The following is a 21649-nucleotide window of genomic DNA, read 5'->3' as shown; positions in this document are numbered from 1 at the left end:
CTAATCAAATTATGCCAAATACCAATATCTTAAGTCTCTCTTAATCAAATCGCTTAATTTATCAATTTCTGGAGCAAATTCAGCTTGAAGTATCTTTCTTATTTTAATATCCATTTCTGGTCGCGGTACATATTTTGTATTGACTTTTTCAATCAATTTACCAAGGCTTTTCCTTACAACATTAGGCAAAATATTTTTGCCTGGAAAAGTGGGATTTTGCAAAATATATCTAATTTTGCTACTACGCACCTTTTTATTAGGATTTATAACTTTAAAATCTATAATAAAATCATTATTAACTTCTAAAAATTTTAAAGTTTTCTTATATACTTCTGCTGTATTTTTTTTAAAATCATCAAAAACAATGATATGTACATTATCTCTACCAAAAGTATTTAAATATCGTTGAACCTGCTCCGTAAACTTAGCAGTTTCTCTGTAACACAACCCTTCAGCAAAATGAGCAGTTTTAGGAATTCCGATCCATTCTTTTCTTAAATTCTCAGCATTAAGTGCCTCACCAAAATCGGTTATATTTTCGTTGCCATTATATAAAAACTGACTGTGTTGGGAATATATCATATCTACTGGGTTTCTAAGCATGATTATAATTTTAGAATTAGGGTCGTATTCTTTAATTTCATTAGCTGCTTTTTTTGAATATAAATACCAGACTGAGGCCTCCCCAACCATTTTTTCATTTGACGCATCCAAAAAATTCTCAAAATACTTATTAACATCTTTAATAAACCATTTTGAATTTAAATCACTTCCCCAAAAGTGCAATTCTTTTTTTTTAGGCATATAAATCTCTGGGTGAACTTTAAGATATTCACACATTGCTGTAGTTCCACACTTTGGTGCTCCTACAATAAAAAAGTTCGGTTTTCTCATTTAAATCACCTGATTTTGTAATTATTTAATAACGATAAAAAAGATTGTATAATTTAGAGTCATACACCCTATTAAAAGTATTCTGAATAGCAAACTGCTCCTGAAAATTACTACTTGCAGGCTTGAAGTTTACATAAGATGAATCAGAAATAACTACCTTAGATTGGCGCTCTGAAGTAGCCACATAATATTGTTTATGGCCAATAACTTTATCTAAAATTAAATGAGGGTTTAATCCACTATAGTAACACCTTTCTAATATCTCTTGAACATCTTCCCCATTCCTGTGTCGGTAATCAATATCTATAAGTCCACGTTGATCAAAGTACAATAACGGCATTACTAGCCTAAAATCCGAAAATATATAAGAATTTATATTTACTTTCTCTCCAGTAAATCTAAGTCCAATAAATTCCTCCCTTGTTAAAGACCTATCTAATTCTTTTGGCTGGATAAAGTAACTTACGATGGTTAGACACATTATTCCAACCATTACAATCCTTGTTATTTTGACTATCCTCTTACTCCCAAGTGTCAAAATACACCCTGAGCTCAAAATCGCAATATAAACCCACCCTTCAAAAAACCGTGCCAAAATGCCAGAAAAACCATCCCATATAAATAAACCAAGACCTACCCCAATAACATGAGCCAGAACAAAATACACAACCATTTTTTCATACCTTAAAACGCTATATTTTTTCTTTTTTCTTACATAAAAATTTAAAAGAAATATAATAACAACAAGGACAAGAAATAAACTAATTAAGATCTGGATATAACCATAAATATTATTTAAAGGTTTATATCCTACAAGATCATCTTCAACACCACTCACAGACCATGGCAAAATAGACGAAAGATCCGCTATCATTTCAGGAAAATATTTTAATAAACGTGTAGACTCATTTAGAAGATGAATATTATAGTAAATACTTATAGATATAAATATTACAATACCAATAACTAAAAGGCTAATATAATAACGATCTTCTTTATTAAATAATAATAAAAATATAACTATAGTCATATATAATATTAAGTAATATGTCCATGTATGATAAAAAAGATAAAAAGGACCAAATAATAAAATTAATACTAATAATTTAAAAACATTTTTTTTCTTTTCATTAAAGTTTACTATTAACAAAACTAAAACCAATAAAAACAACCCACGTGCTACAGAATTACCTCCAGCTCCTGCAATACCTTTACTTAAAACCAAAAAAGCACCAGGTAGCGTAAACATGCTAAATACACATATAATAAGGCAGTTAAAATCGAATTCTTTTTTATTAGATATATATTTATACCAATATAGTGAAATTATGGGGATATATATAAAGGGTAACCATAGAAATAATTGATGCAAAGTTAAGTCATACGGGAAATTAGTATATCCTGATGCCATATTAATAATAGCAGATAATATTTTAGGCAATTCATCTGCATCACCGTAAGTTATCAGGCCAGATTGCCAAGTTAAGCTCTGCTTGGTGTCTTCATATAAAACTCCCTCTTTAAGGATATTATACCGACCATAATCAATTGGAACTCCCCATCTAGTAGGAACAGGAGAATAATTTAAATTATCGTTAATTAAAAATATATTAGTAACAAGTACCAGCAAAATTAAAACAAGTAAGAAATAATATTTTTTCATATATACTCCCGTTTTATAATACATTATTATAAATTTGTAATACTTTTGCAGATACCTTATCCCAAGTATAAAGTTTTGCCACACGGTGAAGTGCTACTTCCTGAAAATAATGTTTTTTACCTTTATCTTTTAATAACGTTATTACAGCTTCGCTTAATGCTCGCGAATCTCTTGGTGGAACGGTTAATCCTGCATCACCTAATACTTCCGGAATAGCTGAAGTATTAGTAGCAATAACGGGTTTTCCGCAAGCCATTGCCTCAGCCATTACCATTCCAAACCCCTCTTGGAGAGAGGGCAATACAAATATATCACAGCTATTATAATACATACTTAATTTATCTTCAGGAACAAAACCTTCAAAAACTACACTATCAGATACATTTAAAGAAATAGCTATTTTTTCAAGATACTCCTGATTTCCTTCCCCCACAATCAACAAAATAGTTTTTCCACATTCAGAAATAATTCCCGGCATCGCCTTAATTAAATATTCTATTCCCTTACGTTGAATCAATGGGCCAACATACAATAGAATATTAGCATAATTATATTTATTTTTTATTAACGCATTATCATTAGGATAAAAACGCTTCACATCAACCCCGTTTGGCACAATAAAAATTTTTTCTTTTGGTATTCCTTTTTTTACCAGGTCTTGAGATGAATACTCTGAAACACTAATAACTGCGTTAGATATTTTAAAAGTTTTTTTCCACATTCTTGCAAGCATCGGTAAAAATAATATTTCTTTTATACTTCTTATTTTTTCTTCATGATGAAAATGCGATATCAATGGTACATTAGAAATGTCTCCAACAAAAGGAGTAAACGCATGAATGATATCTGAATCCTTAAGTATTTCTTTGTAATACCTGTTTACAAGGTAATTAATTGATAAGTAATCAAATGCAAAAATACTCCCAACTCTACCCATAATATCCCTAGCATCCTTTATTCTATATATATCAATGCTTCTATACCTCTCATTTTTTAAAAGGCCCTTGTTCCTAAAAGTAGTTATTACCCGAACATTATGTCCTTTAGCAGCCAAGTTAAGACTTAACTCTTCTATTACTCTTTCAATTCCTGGATTAAAGCCTCTTTGAGGGTATGGGTATACATGCGTCACAAAAGTAATTTTCATATTACAATTACCTACTCTCCATTCAGTAATTCCATATGTCTAAAGGCATTCTTATAAGTTTACTTAATTGTTGATTCTTGCTCCAAAAATACTCTGACATAATATCTATTTCCTCTTTTTCAATTGAGGGAATGCTTTTATGTCCACTCACGAATGTTTTTATCTTTTTATGAACTCCTGGCGAGCACCTATCATATATAAACTTAAGTGCAACACTTGATATCTGATAGTCCATTAATCTATTAATTTTTCTTCCTATCCAACTTACATTATATGATTTATTTTTAACATCACCAACATCTATATCTACTAGTTCATCTAATTCAAGATGCTTGAAACATTCTCTTACCACATTTTCGGGATTTGATTTTAAACTATCAAAAAGTATAAATTTAAAGGACTCTATTGGAAAATACCTGAGCCATATTTTTAATTGGCCATAATAATTACTTATATCCAAATACATCGGGTTATATTTTATAGCTTCTACAAAATTTCTTTTTTCTCTACCATATCTAACATTATGCCAGTATCCAGCATATGTTCTTTCAATTGGATTTCTTAGAATATATATAAATTTTGCATCACTAATTACTGAATGTATCCTTTTAGGCACATCTATTACCTGTTTTCTCGATTGTTTTAAGTTACTACCTTCGCTCAACGCTGCCATAGAATAACTTGTTGAAGCGTCAATACATACATTATTTAAATTTATAAATTTACTTTTATACCAATCTATCCCTTTATAAAAGTTATTTGAAAAGAAGTGTGTTTCCTTGGGTTTAGATACTGAGATATTTGGATGCTGATCAAGTAAATATGCCAATGTGGTTGTCCCAGCTTTTTGTGCTCCTATGAGATAAGCATTAGGAGGAAACGTCATTTATGAACCTCCAATGAATTAAATTTATAATCCTTAAGCTTCATTTAACAAATAATTATAATATTTTAAGAAATAATCTATTGTTTTTTGGGGGTCATATTTATCTAACCTTTCTGGTATGTTAGACTTTAAACGTTCTCTTAAATCCTTATTGCAGCATAACTTATCCAAGCAGTCATACAATGAGTTAAAATCACCTTTTGTAAATTTTAAACCTGCATCTCCAACAATTTCAGGAGGAGCTCCTACATCTGAAACCACACATGGCAAGCCAAAGCTCATTGCTTCTAAAATAGTTCTCCCAAAAGGTTCTTGCCACATCCCAGGGTGAACAAAAATACTTGATTCTTGATAATATTTCCATATTTTTTCATGTTCGATCTTACCAATTAAAGAAACTGTGTCATTTAAAGAAAGGTCCCTAATTAAATCCTCATAATATTTCCTGCAAGGACCATCACCAACAATTATTAAATGGCACTTGGGATTTTTTTTTACTAACTTTGAAAAAGCTAATATTAATACATCTACACCTTTATGCTTACTTAAGCCACCAACATATAATATCTGAAAATATCCCCCTAAATTTGTAACATCTACATTTTTATATGAGCATGAAATCTTTTCAACAAAATTAGAAATAACGCATATTTTACTTGATTCATACCCGCAACTAATATAATTTTTTTTAACTGAATTACTTATTGCAATATAACCATTCAATCTTTTCATCAACCTTATAATTAATGGATATATTAAGGCATAGTATGGGGATAACAGCTTGAATAAAATAGACCTATTTTCAGCCAGACACCTAATACGACGAATTAAATTGCATTTATTCACCTCACCACATAGATAATGTCCAGCAGGACAAACGCCGGCATAATTATTTAAAGTACCTATTAATACAACCTTACCTCCAAGTAATTTATATAAACCAGCACCTGCCATTGCAAATACATTATAAACGTGGCAAACTTCACAACCTTCCTTTTCACATCTCTTGATATCAAATAATATTCTTGGGATTAGTGTTACTGGAGGAGCGTATAGTTCCATTGTACTTAGGCATTTGTGCTTTATCCTGATAACTCTATCATTTACTTTATTGAGTAAGTTATCTGGATACGTAATTAAATATATTTTAATTTTCTTATATAAAAATTGATTAATTAAAAGTCTTAGAGACTCTTCGCTCCCTCCCGTATGAACGTTTTTTGATGATATAGAGCTCAAAAAAGCAATTTTTAGCAATTTTAATCACCCGTTTTTAATAAACAATTTATATTATTAGCATGATTTAATTTAATATAATAGCATTCCAATAAATCTACAATTTTTCCCCAGTCATACTGTTCCGCAAAACTTATACACTGCTCTTTATAAACATTTCCTCCATTAATTATAACTAAAATTTTTTTTGCCAAATCAGCCGGGGTCACAAGAGAAATTAAGCCATTTATTCCCTCAACTATTAAGTCCTTTGCGGCGTTTTGGTTATGATTTACTGTAACAACAGGTATTCCTGATGCATTAGCTTCTAATACAACCATCCCAAAACCTTCCCTGATTGAAGGTAACACAAACACTTTAGCTTGTTTTATTTGGGCAATTAAATCTTCGTATTCATTAATAAAGCCGGACAGCTTTATATTTTCCTCTAATTTTAAATCTTTAATTAAATTAATAATATTATTTTTCTCTGGCCCATCTCCTATTATTAAACATTTAACTTTTGGCCTTATTTTTTTTATTATTTTTATAGCTTCAACTAACAAATGTACACCTTTTTCTTTAATTAACCTACCAGCAAATATCACATCATAAACATCACCCTTCGGGTTAATGTTGGTTATATATTTTAAATCTATTCCATTAGGCATTAATTCAATATCTGACTTTTTAAATGATATTTTTTTTAAATTTGTTATTGTCGATTTAGATACTGCAAGCATGTTTCCAGATGATAAACTGACCATTCGCTCTACAGTAAATCCAAAAAAACCAAGAATACCTAAGTATTCATACCAATACTTATCCCATACTTCATGCCAAGTGATTACAAGTTGACTTCGTTTTACTAAAGAATAAAATTTAGATGTAAATACTGAAAAGTATGGGAAATTTTGAACATCTATAATATCAAACTTATGTTTCATTAAAGGTACTAACAATTTGCTTGCAAAAAATAAAGCCTCATAAATTGATCGACGCCCATTAACAAATAATTGTTGAGGATGGCAAACTCCATGTAACCACATGCCATCCCTATAAATTACACTTTCTTCTTCCCAATACTTCATACAATACCAGTGAACTTCATGACCTTTTGCACTTAATCTTCTTCCTATTTCCCATATCCTTTTTTCTACTCCACCGACATAGTAGGGGTAAACGTTATCATAGACATAAGCAATTTTCATATTTATTACCTATACTTCTCACCCGGGTAAGCCTGGTTTTTCAAGACGTTGAAATAGCAGCGGAAAGAACTTTAAGATTGTCATAAAAATTCGATAGCCGTCTTTTATTCCACTGAGTTTTGCCTTACCAATCCTATCCCTGTAAATGATGTGAATATCCTTGACCCGCAATCCCATTCTGGCAGCTTTTATACAAATTTCCGATTCTATACCAAAACCTTTGGATTCTAGTTGCATGACTTCAAGAAATTTTTTCTTCAATCCATATAGACCTGTTAATGGATCATATCCTTTAAACCCATATATATATCTGATGCTATTTCTAAAAATGGCGTTTCCAATTCGATTAAAAGCCGGAATGTTTTTCTGCCCCATTTTCCGGGACGCCAGTGCCATATCAAACCATTCCAGAGCTTTTGCTATTTCAATTATTCCTTCCGGGGGATAAGTGTTGTCTGCATCAATAAAAATTACGTTTTCCCCCTTGGCTTCTCTAATACCGGTTTTCATTGCTTCGCCTTTACCTGAATTATGAACATGACATACCAATCTGCAGGGAAATTCCTTCGCTTCTTCTCTCGTCCTATCTGTTGAACCATCGTCCACAACAATAACTTCAAAGCTATTATCAATTAAATGAAAAACATCTTTAAGCACTATTGGCAGTCCTGCTTCTTCGTTATACGCAGGTATAATAATGCTATGCTTTATTTCTTCAGAGGTATGGTGCTTTTTGGAATTGGTATTCACAAAACCACTCCTTCTGAGGTTAGGGGTAACCTTAAGATAATTACTCTATATCCGGACTAGTTTTAGCAGTAGTTCAGTATCTTTTTGAATCTGGTCATAAAAAATCTCTCTGCCCAGGGTCTAGCGAAGGATAGTCTGCCTGCCAACCACGATGGATAGTCGATATCACCATACCTGGATATGATACTCTGCCATAAGGGGCGGTTGAAAAAACGGATTAATGTATCCATTTCCTTGTCAGACATATTTAAATAAATATTCCTGTACTCGAGGGCTGTCTGTATTTCGTCTGCCATCTCCCTCTCCCATAACCACTGATATTCCGAAAGGAACTCTGAGGATAGGTTTCCATTGGAGAACGCTTTAGCTGCCACTTTAGCGCAGAGTTTTGCGCCCAATAGCCCAAGATATAAACCTCCCCCTGATATGGGCTTGGTCTGGCAAGCTGCATCCCCTACCAGCAAGGTTCTTTCGCTGTAAATTCTGGGAAACATGCCGATGGGAACAACGCCACCCGTACTGCGGAGAAAATTCATGCCCTTAAAAATTTCGGGATGAGCCTCCACCATTCTATTAAAGTAATATTTGGGATGCTTGTCCCTCCCGCTTACGCCGATCCCCACCCTTGCGCGCTTTTCATCCACCGGTATAACCCAACCGAACCAGCCCGGTGCAATTTCCCTGCCCAGGAATATGTGCACCATATCTTTTTCCGAGCATTTTAGCTCCACTTCGGCTGCACACATACGGATTACTTCATTCGGTGTGGGGATATTGATCCGGCGAGCAACATGGGAGTTGGCCCCGTCGGCACCGATCAGTAAACGAGCTCTGGCTGTAAACTCTCCACCGAAAGATTTAAACTTCACGCTAGTCTCATCAGGAAAAATGTCACCTACCCAAGCCCTTACCCCGGTCATGATTTTCGCACCGGCACCCTCAGCCCTTTGCGACAAGTTACGGTCAAACTCCGAGCGGTCAATTACCAGAGCGTATGCCTCTTTGTCCCTGATAGGAAGCACTTCCCCACCGGGAGAGTGGACAAAAGCACCATGGATTTGGTTGATGATTATAGCGTCCGGCATGGCTGCGATTTTTAAAGTTCTGGGACTGACGAGCCCTGCACACTGCATGGGCTCGCCAATTTTCCGGTGCTCCTCGGCTATCAGAACCCGATATCCTTTTTCAGCAATAATTCGGGCTGTCTCACAGCCCGCCGGGCCTCCACCAATAACTATGACATCATAATCCATACAGAACAGTTTCCTTTCTACACCGGCTTTAAAAAAGTTAGCCTTTTTAAAGAACATTTACGATTTTTACAAAAACAACGGATACAAAAGCCATTGACAATGGAACGATACCAACATTTAAAGCCCTATCCAATGCACCAGGCAGAGTAAACTCCGGAGCGGATGAATTCTCCGAGGCCGCCCCTGCCAGTTCCTTTGCGATAAGGAGCACGATCAAGGTTATCGCGGCAAGCAGGCCGAACCCGGCCGCTGTGGCAGCCGTGCTCACGGCAGTCGTGGTTACAGTGGTTACTGTTGAAATCATTGTTCTTCCCCCCTTTTTTACAATTTATTGCTCTCCGTTATTCATTTACTCTACTGAAACATGAAAACTTATTGTAATAATTTGCTATTTAATTAACAGATTAAATATAAAGACCACTTGTTCATGGTTGGATACGTTTAATTAGTTTCAGCAAATTCTTTCATTGAATCCCTCCCTTCGGAATCCAATAAGAAGATAACAATTATAGCCATTATTGTCTATATTTATTGTCTAAAAGGCGTATTATCTTGTCCCATTCTTACGAAATTTTGTCTGGATATGCATCGGCCAAAAAAAAATAAAAGGCTCACTAAGAACCTTTTATTTGCAAAGCATCTACCAAGCAAGCATAAAATAAAAGCCACTGCATAAATAGCGCCAAAGCAATTAAATCACGCATACCTTACATTTAGATAAATACTAACTAATATGTTGTTGTTAATATAATTTTAAATAGTAATTTAACTTACATTTTTAGCACCATTACAAGTTTATGAAGATAGGCTATTCCATGCTAGGTCAGTGAGCGCTATTGCCACCTCCGGTAACATGAACAGTTCCCTGGTAGACCCAATCTGTATCAGGGTTACTTATATATGCCCGGAGCGTTGTTTTACCCTTGGCTATCCCTGTCAAAGTTTTTGTTGAATCATCAACAGTTGCCACATCAGCATCATCTACTGTCCAGTGTAAAACGTATCCAGCTTGAGAGAAGCCCAGAACCGATAATTTTAATGGTATCGTGTCACCTGCTTTTAGATTAATAACTTTGTCCCACTCTTTCCCGTCTTTCAGAAAGTGGGTTTCTGACCGTACGAATGCTTTCATCAGGGCAATCTCACCGGCATAGCCCGGATCTACTTCGGCGCTGAGAACATCTCTGGCATCAAACAGTTTGTCCATGCTCCATCCTATATCACCAAGTTTGTCCCGGAAAAGACTGTATTGACCGCTAGCAGCTTTCGTCAAGGCATCCCGGGTCCATCTTTCCATAGCAGTACGTATCTGCCCGTAGTCTCCGGAAGTAAGGGCAATTAAACCTGCAACGTCATATGAAATAACGTTGGGCACCTCCCCTTTGGCTGCCAGCAAATAGTTATATAGGTAGTCGATGGTAACATCGTTTCCAAACAGCGCGGTAATCGTGGAAGCCTGCTGTTCCTTAAATTCTTCCATACTTTTTCTTAGATGGCCAGGTTTGGACGAATACTGGACATCCGCAAGATCGCAGACAAAATCGATTATTTTGTCCTTGGCCGCGACCTCTCCGCCCAGCCTGGTTATTACCTGGTCAGTTAATAATATGGCGAAAACATCCGGCCATGGGCCGCTGTTAGGATCTCTGCTCAGATTGGCAAGCTTTGCCTCAACCGAAATCACATCGTTTTCTCCGTTAGGATCTAAGACCAACTGATCATAAACCTTCTCTAATTGTTTTCCCATATCGTTGACCGTATCGGCCTGAGCCTGTGGCGGTGCCAGGCTAAAAGTTACACCAAAAACCATGAGCGCACATAGCATTAATGTAGTTATCCATCTTCTCAATACCATTTCCATCTTTATTACCTCCTTTTAATTCTACTAGCTCTCGTTGCAATAATTTTGGCTTCACCTCCAGAAACATTTTCACAAATTACCAAATTTAAGTTAGCAATATTGAAACTAATTGTCTATATTTATTGCCTATATATAGTAATATCGTGTCTAATTTTTGCGATTAATCATCTGGATTTGCATTGACCCTAAAAAAAAGAAGGGTTCACCTTAGAACCCTTCAACTGCTCTTGAGAACTTTGCTGTTTGTCAATTCTTCAAGTTCCTTAAATTTTTCAACTGTTATTAAAGGCCTATTCTTAGTATTTTCCATAACCAGTTCATAGCTGCTTCTGCTCGCTGGAATAAGTTCCTTGACCATCTTTAAATTTACAATGAACCCACTATGGCTTCTAAAAAATGGATATCCTTCCAATTGCTCTTCAAGAGCAGAGAGTTTGTCATTTGTTTTAATTTGGCCGCCAATAAAATAGATCGTGGTCTTGCGACCTTCCTTAGTAATGTAGATAATGTCATCAAGGTTTAAATAAACAAATTTGCTGTTATTTTTAAATAATAGTTTTCTGCTAACATTTTTATTGAGATTTTTTGAGTCAGCATTTGACCTTTCAGCTAATTTCCCGGATAGAACCAGTCTGATCCTATCCATTGTCTGTCGGACCCGGTTCATTTTAAAGGGCTTGACAAGGTAGTCAAAAGCATAAACATCAATAGCTTCGCCCCTGAATTCGCTGAAGGCCGTGGCAAATATAATAAATGTCCAGGGGTTGATATCAAATATTTCCCGGGCCAGTTCAACACCGTTTTTTCCCGGAAGGTCGATATCCAAAAAAGCCACTTGAGGTGACAATTCTTTAATTAATTTTATTGCCTCCAGCCCATCCCCGGCTTCGCCAATAACGTTTACACCTTCAACTTCTTCAACCACATTCCTGATCACAAAACGCATATCCGGATCATCTTCTGCAATCAAAACAGTTATTTCCATGCGGTATCCTCTCCCCTTTATTCAGATTTCTCTGGGGGAGCCGGCTGATAAAACCAAAAGAAACAGACTGGCTTGATACCGATAGCAGCGACCAAAAGGGCCAAAGTAGCGACGGGTGAAAACATTATTCTTTTAATTCCTTTAACGGTCAGCTTCATTGGTTAAATACCTCCTTTCTATAAATAATTTTGCTAATCCTACTAAAAGGTTATCTAATTGGTGTATGATTTTGTATCCTGGAGGAGAGAAACTAATTGTCTGGATCATGACAGCAATAAAACCCGCCAGAGCAAGGGATGAGTTGACATAATGCACAACAATTATACTGATCCCTAACCATGAACTAAGATAAACTAGTGAAAGAATTTTAAACTTATTTCTTTCGGAAATACTTGTAATCTTTTTATAAGGTACTTCCCCCGGCACCAAAGCTATAACGCAAAGGGAGAATAGTAAATATCCGGTCAGCAGTAAATATACCAGTAAATCGATTGATAAATAACGTCCCAAGTATATTCCCAGCTCTCCAGCCCCAAGATAACTCAAAACTCCCAGGGTAAGGCATCTCCAGTACCCATTGCAATGGGCTCCGCCGCTTAGAAGCCGGTAAATAGCTCCGCAAACCATTGCAAACACCACTTCGGGAAGTATTCCAAGTAAATAGGCCAGACTAATAAGGATAAACCCTTTAATGAGAGCGGCGAAAATAATTTCGAAGCCAAAGCGTAGAGTATCAATTTTATTAGTATCCAACGCCAGTTCCTTAGACAGGTAATTAGCAATTCTTCCGGCCAGTTGATTTAAATTCATTAAATTCCACCTCATTTTTTTAAAGGTATTATAACGGTAAAGGTTGTTACTTCGGTATCGCTGCTAATCTTGATGTCACCCCGGTATTTGCTTACGATATCTTTGACAATTGACAGGCCCAGACCGGAATGCCCTTTTTTAGTAGTAAAACCGACTTTGAATATATCTTCTTTAATTTTGGGGACGATAGGGTCCCCTGTATTGCTTATTATGATTACATAGAGCCCTTGTTCATAAGTTATTTTTACTTTTACCTGCCTGCATGCACCTGTTTTATCTTCTACGGCTCCCAGGGCGTTATCAATCAGGTTTCCAAGCAAGGAGCTTGCTTCATGGGGAGTTAAAGGCAATTCTCTGAGGCTGCATTCCACGGCTATTTCCATTTCTATGTTTTTAGCTTCGGCCAGTCCCATTTTAGTATAGAGAAGGGCGCTAATACTAAAGTTATCAGTTTTTATCAATTCCCCGGTTTGGGATATTTCGCCGAATAACCTGCTTATATAATCCCGCGCTCTCTCATATGCCCCGCCTTCAAGCAGTCCGTAAATAGTCTGCAGCTGGTGGTGGAAATCATGTCTCTGCTTTCTGGAAGAGTTAATCAATTGTTTGATCTGTTTTAAGTTTTCCTCTGCTCTCTTGGCCTCGTAATCTTTTTCCACATGCTGTCCTATTCTTTTGACGGTAACAGTGGACAGTACCGTTAAAATAATAATGAATATTCCAAAGATCCCGTTAAAGATGTTAAAATGCTCTCCCGGGAAAATATCCAACCTAGCAGCCTCAAACGCCATGTTTAAGAGCGCCAGTAATAGTACGGGCAAGAGAACAACTACAAAGATAATAAGATTATGATTATTAACAATATCTGCCTTTAAATCACCTTGAGTTTCTTTTCTTGATAAGTGCCTTAAACGACTATAATCTTGAGAATAACTAATTAAAGAAATATTAAAAACTTTACAGGCTATAATAAATATAATCATGACTATGGCCTGCGGAAGGAAATAAAGAAATCTTATAAAGGAATAATTCCAAACCTCGGTCAGTGAAAAACCTTTGATTTGCAACATGAACTGTATCGCTACCGTTTCTACTGAGCCGTAAAAGATCAGGCCAAATAAAGATGCAAGTATAACTATCCTATATGGCAAGCGGGTAACCAGGCGAATATTTAGAACGAATAAAACTATGCCCAGGATTGAGTGAAGCCCGAAAGGCACCGGCAAAAGCCGGATGATATAAGCAAAACCCGCCTGTAAAGCCCCAATTATAATTAAGTCGCACCACCAAGGCTTAAGTCCTATCAGCAAAAATCCTAGGGCAGCTACCAAGATCGCTTCAGGAAACGAAACCATTAACAGGGATAAGAAAGTCATTGTGTCCAAAAAGGGTTACCTTCCTTATTTCCTTATTTCCTTATTTTACTTATTTTATATTAATTTTTTACTTTTTTGTATTAACTTTTTACTATTTTACTTTATTTTAATTAAAAAATAGCCGACTCCTGCCTACCATGTTTAAAAGTAACATTTTCTTGTTTAAAAGTAACATTTTCCTGTTTATATTTGTTAAAACATATGAAGCGCCAAAAAAACCGCTTCCAGATCACTGGCAGCGGTTTTTTGCTATAGAACAATTTATCTCAAAAGATACGGCCATATAATGTATAAACCAATATTCGTTAACCCGTGAGCCAGTGAGACACCCAAAAGGGATCTAAAAAAGCCAACAGCTATAGAAAAAAGCAGCGCAACGGTAAAAACGAAAATCAGGTCCTCCGGTGTACGGTGGGTAATGTGCAGCACCCCGAATATATAGCTGATATAAATAATGCTGTACCACTTGCCTAATGTTTCCACAGCCGCACGATACATAACCCCACGAAAGATGAATTCTTCCAAAAACCCGGTGCTAACAAGCAGGATCAGCGAAGGAAGCCAAACATACTGAAAGGTGAGCTCCGTTACCAGGGGAGTGGGTTTTAAAATTAGGTACTCCATCAAGCCCAGCGGCAAACCAATAAAGGCCACCAGTAACTGAAGGGGCAGGTTACCCACTGTCAGCCCAATCTCCCGTGGCTTAAAGCCAGCAAATCTCATCACAATAGTGGCGGCAGCAAAAAGTGGAAGACTGATTATTAGATACCAGTACACAAGTGGAATGCCATTTAGAGGCATGGAAAGACTCATGATTCGGATTATTGGAGCCAGGGATAAAGACAGATAGACCAGATTTATTTCTTGCTTATAAGCCAGAGAAGCATGTAAAAGCAGGGCAACCAGCAAAACCACATGACAGGCGATCCCGTACAGCGGGTTGTAATAAGCTGTAATAATCTCCGCGGCAGTGATGACGGCCGCATACAACCAGATAAAAAAATGATCTTGAAAGGAAACAGTACTTTTGATAACGATATCCAATTTTTTGATATGTACCAATATCCTACTCATAAACATCCACCCACAAGTGCAGAGAGCGATAGGGATCGCTCTCGCCGTTTATAAATAGTAAAAACTCCACCTTCATATTTTCCTGGGGCCTGTTGGCGCTAAAGCTAACGGACTCCTCCCTTATTTCTTCATTGTTCAAATCAAAAGGACCCAATCGTTTTTTCAAATACCCGTTCATTCGCACTTCGGCTGTATAGGTTATAGGACAATTTTCGTGGTTAACGATTCCCAGGATAACTTCCTTTTCTTCACCCGCATTCATATCCCGAGGATAACCCTCTGCCTTACCGCCAGAGCCCAAAATGTAAAACTCCGTGAACTTTTCGCCAACCTTTGGTGTGGTCGCGACATAATAAAGGCTTCCTACCGCAAAAATAATGGTTCCCACAAGTACCACCGAGAGAATTTTATCCAGCCTGGAAAGGCTGCCCCATTTGATAGTTTCTAAGTTTAAAGTAACCATAAAACGTTTCTCGGAGGACAGTTTATTTCTTCGGTGGACTGTGATAACAGATAGCAAGATTGTGAAAACCAAAAGCGTCAACAATACAGGGTAAAGCCTTATTCCCCATGGGGTGTAGTTCAGGATGAGGCCCAGAAGCGGAACTATGGCAATGCTTAGACCGAAGCTCAAGGCAACCCGCTCAATGTCGTCAATATCGTCCCTGGCCGGAAACAAAGCCGCTATTAAGGTATACCCGGGGAAAAACAGAACAAAAGGCAACCCCAAAGCAACCCGTACAATTCCGCTCACATCAAAAACAATAAATACTGCCAGGGCAACATAAAGAAATAGTATAAAGGAAAACTCGTTTTTTATCTCTATCCTCAAAAAAATTCAACCCCTTTGAAAAGATTAAAGCGAATAGACGGGGCTATAACAAAATAACAACATTAAAGCCGATTGTCTATATTTATTGTCTAAAAACTGTAAAACCGTGTTTAATTAATACATAATCCCGCCTGGATTTACTCTATAGTCATCACACAAAATTATAAATCAGCGCCATGGTTACGATTCCAACTAACAAGCTATAGAAAAGGCTTCTGGTCTTAATGGCGACCAGCAGCGTGGGTATAAAGGCCCAGATATACCTATTATGAATGCTGATATTAATGTCACCCTCAGGTGCCAATATACTTAAAGCTGTTAAAGCGCCTAAAACTGCCGGGGCTACAAAGGATAACCACCGTTTTAGTGGTTTGGGAAATTCATAGCGCGAAAATAATGCTACCGGTAGGATACGTGGCAAGATTGATACCAGCGAAACGCCGATGATCATGATCCAAATACTAGTCCCGCTCACTGATTAACACCCCCAAACTGGCCGCAATAACCGTCGCAATAATGATATTAAACATATTCCCCATAGTAATAGGTATTAAATAACCTATTAGCAAACAAAACAACGCTGAAGATAAGGCCACAAAAAGGTCTGATTTATTTTTAATCATAAAGACCAATAAACATATATACATTGCCGGCAAAGCAAAATCCAGGCCCAAACGATCCGTATTGCCAATATAACCACCCATTATAGCTCCCAATAGTGTACTAGCGATCCAGCCAATATGTGAGCTTAGATTAAGTCCAGCCATATAGTAAGCGGTGGGCGCATGATCTTGATAGCGGTTCATCGCTACTGCATAAGTTTCATCGGTCAATCCATAGGATAGAAGGCTGCCAATAGCAGTCGGAACTTGCCCCTTGAGGTAGGGCACCAACGATGTCGAAAATAGTAAATACCTTAAATTTAATAGAACATTCGCCATAATAATGGTGAATATTGCCCCTCCCGCTTGCATGACCCCAATGGCGATATATTGCCCGGCTCCTGTAAAACACAGGACCGACATCATCGTAGCCTGAATGATTGTCATGCCTACCTCATTTGCCAGCACCCCGAAGGCAAACCCCAACGGTAAATAGCCCAAAATGATTGGGATTGAGTCATTGATTCCTTGTTTTAGTTCTCGCTTTTGCATATATATCTCCATCCAAAATATAAAGTAGCTGTAGGGTTCACTAAATAGTAAAGTTACAATAAACTCAGGATCATTATTACAAAGGCAATTAAGTCAACGTTTAGACTTTCTGTCTGTGAAACCACTACAAAAGATAAAAACCGCCTAATATAGCGGTTTTTATCTAGTGAAAGTCGTAGTATCCAAACTCATGTTAGCCTATCTGTCCTCAAATACAGCTAAACTGATTGGACGTCCCCTTCCATCTAGTTTCTCCAATCCCCTACTTTATGCCGCTTTATCTCGCCGCTTTTTTCTACTATCCTTTGGGACTTCCCGGATACCAGAATCTTTATCATAATTACTAAAAAGATTTACTATTATATGCTTTTATTAGGAAATAAGCGGAACCACCCCAAAGTAATACCATAGCGATAATCATCATGGTAAGTGCACTACCTGACATTATCTTTTACCCCCTCGATTAAGTAAATTTCATTTTTCCATTTTAATCTGGAAAGTAAGAATCCGCCAACAATAATCACTGCTAGTACAAGCCATCCCATTACCAGCAACGCTTCCTGAGGGTAGCCCTCATATGGTACTTTGATATCACCAACAAGGGTCATAATACCAGTGTAGCCTGCCACCAATGGTGTAATAAATTTAATGGAGAATACCCACCAGGAACCGGCTTTGATTTCTGAAACTGAATTAATATGGTCTTGCAAAGACTTAAGATTAAAGATCCAACCCACCAGCAACACCTGGATCAGACCACCGAATACAATACCAAAGTTATTGGTAAAATGGTCGACAATATCAAGAATATATAATCCGGCACCGGTGGCAATTACTAAGCTACAGATTGCTGCAACACCAGTGTAAACAACTGTAACTTTTTTACGCTTCATATCCAACTTATCCATTAGAGCAGCAATTGCGGCCTCATTGATGGAAATTAAGGAAGTTAAACCTGCCATGGTTAAGGCAAGGAAAAAGAGCATACCAAATAACGGGGCCATCCCCCCCAGGGTGGTAATAGCTGCCGGGAAAGTTACAAAGGCCAACCCTACACCATCACCGGCAACTTCTTGAACCGCCACACCTTGGGAATGAGCCATATGCCCAAGAATGCTAAATACAGCAATACCGGCCAGCAAACTAAAACCACAGTTGGTAAAACATGCTGTAAATGCGTTACCAGTGAGGTCTGATTTCTTTGGTAGGTAACTGGAATAAGTAATCATAATGGCGAAGGCAATACTTAAATCAAAAAAGATCTGACCATAAGCTGCTGTCCAAACTTTAAAATCAAATAACCTGCTAAAATCCGGTTCAAACATAAAGTTTAAGCCCGCTGCAGAACCAGGTAGGGTAGAACCACGTACAGCAATTACTACTACCATTAAGAATAAAACAGGGATAAATATTTTGGCTAATTTTTCAATGCCACCTTTAACACCGGCATAAATAGCTATAAAATTGATGGCCCAAGCTATTGCTAAAGGAATTAATAGTTGAGTTTGTATTCCACCAAGTTCAAAAGGTCCTTCTGTTAAGCCCAGTACATTATTATAGAAAAAGCCACTAGGATCATCAGCATAACCTAAGGAAATTGAATGGTAAAAATAGCTCATAGCCCAGGCAATAACGAGCACATAATAGACTGCGATAAAAAAACATACAATTACTTGCGACCAACCAAGCCACTCAAATTTACGGCTCATTTTCGCAAAGCTTAAAGGTGCTCCACCACGATACTTATGGCCAATGCCAAATTCCAGAATCATAATTGGAATACCAGCAGTCAACAGTGCAAATAAGTAAACAAGAAAGAATATACCACCACCATTATCTGCTACCATATATGGAAACCGCCAGATATTACCTAAACCAACAGCAGAACCCACCGCGGCCAAAATAAAACCCATCCGAGTGCCCCATTGTTCTCGTTGTACTATGTTAATTACCTCCTTTACAACAAATTGGAGTAAATATCAAACACCCCATCTTTAACTAAATATAAATTTCAAGAGTTTGTTAAAAAATTACTTCATAACAAGAGATACTAACTTGTTTTGCCCTCCGAACTAAGCCAGAGGTATGCCAGCGGTCTTAGTCGTTGTTGAAGTAATACGTTCTCGGTTAATATACTAATCCAGTAGTCTATGTTATCTCATGCTCACCATTTCGCCCCCTCTTTTTTTGTATAACATAGTCACCAGTGTTCATCTTACTTCATATTTGAACACTATTCAACACCGCTACAATAGTTTTTTCTTCACTCCTGCGCTTACCCCTGTATGTAGCTTTCCCCACTCTGAGTACTATCAACAGTCCGACTTCCACTACTTCTCTCGTAATATAATTGATCCAGTGGCCATTTAACTCTGACATATTAGCGGTTTTGAGCCATAAAGTCGGTATAAAAGAAGCCCCAACTAAAATTACAAGGACTGCTACAAAGCCAATTGAAACCCTCTTCGTTATTTTCCTCAAAATATTCACCTGCCCTATCCCCAATCAATTTGTTATACAACAAAAGGAATGAACATCTTGGTTGCCTGTATATATTCCCTGTACTCACCGCCAAATTCCAAGAGCATATCTTTCTCTTCTCGTTTGGCAAGGCGCACATACATAACCACCATTACCGGATAAAAAATCAGCATGGGCAAAGTTGCCCATTCAGCCAGCATACCCAGAGATAACAGCAGCAGGCCCGCATACTGGGGGTGGCGGATATATTTATAAACCCCTGTTTTAACAAGAAAGCTGTACCTGTTTCCTTGGACCAATATTTTTTGTAGATGCTGTACCAACCAGTCAGAACCAAGAATAGCGCGACAACTGCACATCCAATGTTGATGTACATCCCCCAAAAACCAATTGAGGAAACCAATGTATGCCCCCATAAGATACCTTCCGGCAGGTTTTTGCCTATAATCCATGAGATTACATACATGCTAAAGGGAATGCCGTGCATCTCGATGGCGAAAGCAATCACAAAAGCCAAATAAGTTCCCGCGGGTTTTTTATCCATTTTTTTATAAAAGGGGATAAACAAAAGCACTACACTGTACACTACAATAAAAAACAACACCCCAAACCAATTGTGAAAATGACTTTGTAACGTCTCCATGGATCAAAGCCTCCCATTTTATTTGGTACGAAAACGAAAAAACAACCTATTTCGTAACCTTGCTATTAAGATAGCAGGGTTACCTTAAATTAGGCTGTTTCTAATCTTAAATCCATCTTAAATTTTTGGCATACGGATAATAAACTCACACCCACAACCTGTTCATCTTCGGCTATTAAAATGTTCAAAAAATCACACTCCGTTATAATGCCTTTTTTATAATTTCTCTTTCTTCATCATTCAAGGTATAAGATCCTGCATATACCTTATATTGTCGTCAACCACCTGTTCGTACCGCTAATACCGCTAAACACCATGGAAATATTTTTCAAAGTAGCTGCGCTACTATATCAACTTTTTTTGCCGATCCAATGCGCAGCCAGCCGATGGGCATAAAAAAGTTAGTACACCCACCGAAAACGGGGATGCACTAACTGGAAATTTTTTGGTGCCGGAGACCGAATATACAACAAGGTAAATTTACTGATTTTTTTTCAATCACCTTATTTTTGGCCAATGAAAGAAACTCCGAAATTATAGCGTTTGCTCTATCTATTTCTTCAATCATCAAGTCGAAATAATTTTTAAATTTTGCGCATTCTTCTTTCTCCCCAAGTAGCTGAAGAAAACCACGAACAGAAGTCATCGGGTTTCTAACTTCATGACCAATACCGGCTGCCATTTCTCCAACCAAATTCAACCTATCTAGACGGGTCATTTCCTTTTCTAACTCTTTGCGTTCTGTGATGTCGATTACGTGCCATAATATATATTTATCACTTTTAATATTAAATGTCACTGCTGATATTAAGACTGTTCGAACTTCACCCTTTTTTGTATATACTTCAGCATCATAGTTACGGACTACACCTCTGTCAACTAATGATTTAATAATACTCGCCCTATATTCTAAATTACACCATATATTTATCTCAAAAGATATATGCCCTATTATTTCTTGACGTTCATAGCCAAAAAACATTAAGAAGCTATCGTTTACATCAATAAATTTTCCTTCTGCAAGTGTACTGATAAGCATCGGGTTGGGACTAACATTGAAAGCTTTGGAAAATAGTTCGTTAGATATTATTTCCGGCAACGACTTACTCTCTTACCCCTTTACCCCTTTACCCCTTTACCCCTTCGGGGCACAAGCGGGGCACAAGTACCCCTACGGGGCACAGGCGGGGCACACAGCAGGGAGAAGCCCAAGTACCATCGGCCTACCCGTTCCACCCCTTCGGGGTACACGGCGGGCACAAGTCGAAGAGCTTAACTTCCGTGTTCGCATGCCTGTGCCCCGAAGGGGTAGGATGGGAACGGGTGTATCCTCTTCAGTAATGGTCACCGGAAAACTTTATATAATTATTAGGAGCAAAGCTAATTTTCAAATGCCTAGCACCTTTTGTAAGCT

General features: G+C 37.3%; 23 protein-coding genes and 1 rRNA gene. All 24 read right to left on the bottom strand.

All coding sequences use genetic code 11. The annotated features are described in order from the left end of the window. Nucleotides 1-9: 9 nt before the first annotated feature. The 24 genes from DESGI_RS07320 to rrf all read right to left on the bottom strand — a co-directional run bounded on the left by DESGI_RS07320 (nucleotide 10) and on the right by rrf (nucleotide 21587). Nucleotides 10-894, bottom strand: a complete 885-nt coding sequence (locus tag DESGI_RS07320) for a sulfotransferase domain-containing protein (protein ID WP_006523893.1) — start codon at nucleotides 892-894, stop codon at nucleotides 10-12. Between the two features lie 25 nt (nucleotides 895-919). Then, a complete protein-coding gene (locus DESGI_RS07315; protein ID WP_006523892.1) occupies nucleotides 920-2557 on the bottom strand; it encodes a hypothetical protein in 1638 nt (545 codons plus the stop codon). A 13-nt stretch (nucleotides 2558-2570) separates the two neighbouring features. Further along, nucleotides 2571-3704: a glycosyltransferase family 4 protein gene (locus tag DESGI_RS07310; RefSeq protein ID WP_006523891.1), complete on the bottom strand. Its 1134-nt coding sequence runs from the start codon at nucleotides 3702-3704 to the stop codon at nucleotides 2571-2573. A gap of 22 nt (nucleotides 3705-3726) precedes the next feature. Continuing rightward, nucleotides 3727-4590 carry a sulfotransferase family protein gene (locus DESGI_RS07305; RefSeq protein WP_006523890.1) on the bottom strand — a complete coding sequence of 288 codons (864 nt, stop codon included), beginning with the start codon at nucleotides 4588-4590 and terminating at the stop codon, nucleotides 3727-3729. A 33-nt stretch (nucleotides 4591-4623) separates the two neighbouring features. Continuing rightward, on the bottom strand, nucleotides 4624-5847 hold the full coding sequence (locus DESGI_RS07300; protein WP_006523889.1) for a glycosyltransferase family 4 protein: 1224 nt from the start codon (nucleotides 5845-5847) through the stop codon (nucleotides 4624-4626). Between the two features lie 2 nt (nucleotides 5848-5849). Next, nucleotides 5850-7016, bottom strand: coding sequence for a glycosyltransferase family 4 protein (locus tag DESGI_RS07295; protein WP_006523888.1), 1167 nt, complete (start codon nucleotides 7014-7016; stop codon nucleotides 5850-5852). A gap of 18 nt (nucleotides 7017-7034) precedes the next feature. Continuing rightward, nucleotides 7035-7766, bottom strand: coding sequence for a glycosyltransferase family 2 protein (locus DESGI_RS07290; protein ID WP_006523887.1), 732 nt, complete (start codon nucleotides 7764-7766; stop codon nucleotides 7035-7037). Between the two features lie 62 nt (nucleotides 7767-7828). Beyond that, complete coding sequence (locus DESGI_RS07285) at nucleotides 7829-9019, bottom strand: geranylgeranyl reductase family protein (protein WP_006523886.1); 1191 nt, start codon at nucleotides 9017-9019, stop codon at nucleotides 7829-7831. Between the two features lie 46 nt (nucleotides 9020-9065). Then, nucleotides 9066-9323, bottom strand: a complete 258-nt coding sequence (locus tag DESGI_RS07280; RefSeq protein WP_006523885.1) for a hypothetical protein — start codon at nucleotides 9321-9323, stop codon at nucleotides 9066-9068. 519 nt (nucleotides 9324-9842) lie between these two features. Continuing rightward, nucleotides 9843-10880 carry a hypothetical protein gene (locus DESGI_RS07275; RefSeq protein WP_006523884.1) on the bottom strand — a complete coding sequence of 346 codons (1038 nt, stop codon included), beginning with the start codon at nucleotides 10878-10880 and terminating at the stop codon, nucleotides 9843-9845. A 217-nt stretch (nucleotides 10881-11097) separates the two neighbouring features. Beyond that, nucleotides 11098-11865 (bottom strand): LytR/AlgR family response regulator transcription factor, encoded by a 768-nt coding sequence (locus DESGI_RS07270; RefSeq protein ID WP_006523883.1) that lies wholly within the window; start codon nucleotides 11863-11865, stop codon nucleotides 11098-11100. 17 nt (nucleotides 11866-11882) lie between these two features. Beyond that, nucleotides 11883-12023 carry a cyclic lactone autoinducer peptide gene (locus DESGI_RS23715; RefSeq protein ID WP_006523882.1) on the bottom strand — a complete coding sequence of 47 codons (141 nt, stop codon included), beginning with the start codon at nucleotides 12021-12023 and terminating at the stop codon, nucleotides 11883-11885. Beyond that, nucleotides 12007-12675 (bottom strand): accessory gene regulator ArgB-like protein, encoded by a 669-nt coding sequence (locus tag DESGI_RS07265; RefSeq protein WP_006523881.1) that lies wholly within the window; start codon nucleotides 12673-12675, stop codon nucleotides 12007-12009. The genes DESGI_RS23715 and DESGI_RS07265 overlap by 17 nt, the downstream gene beginning before the upstream one ends. Nucleotides 12676-12686: 11 nt before the next feature. Next, nucleotides 12687-14051 carry an ATP-binding protein gene (locus DESGI_RS07260; protein WP_245561196.1) on the bottom strand — a complete coding sequence of 455 codons (1365 nt, stop codon included), beginning with the start codon at nucleotides 14049-14051 and terminating at the stop codon, nucleotides 12687-12689. A gap of 261 nt (nucleotides 14052-14312) precedes the next feature. Continuing rightward, nucleotides 14313-15125, bottom strand: coding sequence for a CPBP family intramembrane glutamic endopeptidase (locus tag DESGI_RS07255; RefSeq protein WP_006523879.1), 813 nt, complete (start codon nucleotides 15123-15125; stop codon nucleotides 14313-14315). Continuing rightward, a complete protein-coding gene (locus tag DESGI_RS07250) occupies nucleotides 15118-15957 on the bottom strand; it encodes a DUF1616 domain-containing protein (protein WP_006523878.1) in 840 nt (279 codons plus the stop codon). Before DESGI_RS07250 ends, DESGI_RS07255 begins: the two co-directional genes overlap by 8 nt. Before the next feature lie 151 nt (nucleotides 15958-16108). Then, nucleotides 16109-16432 (bottom strand): AzlD domain-containing protein, encoded by a 324-nt coding sequence (locus tag DESGI_RS07245; protein ID WP_015617939.1) that lies wholly within the window; start codon nucleotides 16430-16432, stop codon nucleotides 16109-16111. Beyond that, nucleotides 16419-17111, bottom strand: coding sequence for an AzlC family ABC transporter permease (locus DESGI_RS07240; RefSeq protein WP_006523876.1), 693 nt, complete (start codon nucleotides 17109-17111; stop codon nucleotides 16419-16421). The genes DESGI_RS07245 and DESGI_RS07240 overlap by 14 nt, the downstream gene beginning before the upstream one ends. Nucleotides 17112-17454: 343 nt before the next feature. After that, nucleotides 17455-17520, bottom strand: coding sequence for a hypothetical protein (locus tag DESGI_RS26410; protein ID WP_353740041.1), 66 nt, complete (start codon nucleotides 17518-17520; stop codon nucleotides 17455-17457). A gap of 25 nt (nucleotides 17521-17545) precedes the next feature. Then, a complete protein-coding gene (locus tag DESGI_RS07235) occupies nucleotides 17546-19054 on the bottom strand; it encodes a sodium-dependent transporter (RefSeq protein WP_041284807.1) in 1509 nt (502 codons plus the stop codon). Nucleotides 19055-19331: 277 nt separating this feature from the next. Next, nucleotides 19332-19592: a hypothetical protein gene (locus DESGI_RS07230; protein ID WP_006523873.1), complete on the bottom strand. Its 261-nt coding sequence runs from the start codon at nucleotides 19590-19592 to the stop codon at nucleotides 19332-19334. Nucleotides 19593-19624: 32 nt separating this feature from the next. Then, nucleotides 19625-19951 carry a methyltransferase family protein gene (locus DESGI_RS25640; RefSeq protein WP_245561162.1) on the bottom strand — a complete coding sequence of 109 codons (327 nt, stop codon included), beginning with the start codon at nucleotides 19949-19951 and terminating at the stop codon, nucleotides 19625-19627. 714 nt (nucleotides 19952-20665) lie between these two features. Then, nucleotides 20666-21334 carry a two-component system sensor histidine kinase NtrB gene (locus tag DESGI_RS07220; protein ID WP_006523870.1) on the bottom strand — a complete coding sequence of 223 codons (669 nt, stop codon included), beginning with the start codon at nucleotides 21332-21334 and terminating at the stop codon, nucleotides 20666-20668. A gap of 108 nt (nucleotides 21335-21442) precedes the next feature. Beyond that, nucleotides 21443-21587 (bottom strand): 5S ribosomal RNA (rrf, locus tag DESGI_RS26620). Nucleotides 21588-21649: the final 62 nt, after the last annotated feature.

The sequence above is a fragment of the Desulfoscipio gibsoniae DSM 7213 genome (genome assembly GCF_000233715.2).
In the GTDB taxonomy this organism is placed as follows: domain Bacteria; phylum Bacillota; class Desulfotomaculia; order Desulfotomaculales; family Desulfallaceae; genus Sporotomaculum; species Sporotomaculum gibsoniae.
The sequence above is the reverse complement of the archived record's forward strand: the minus strand, read 5'-3'. Positions and strand labels throughout refer to the sequence as shown.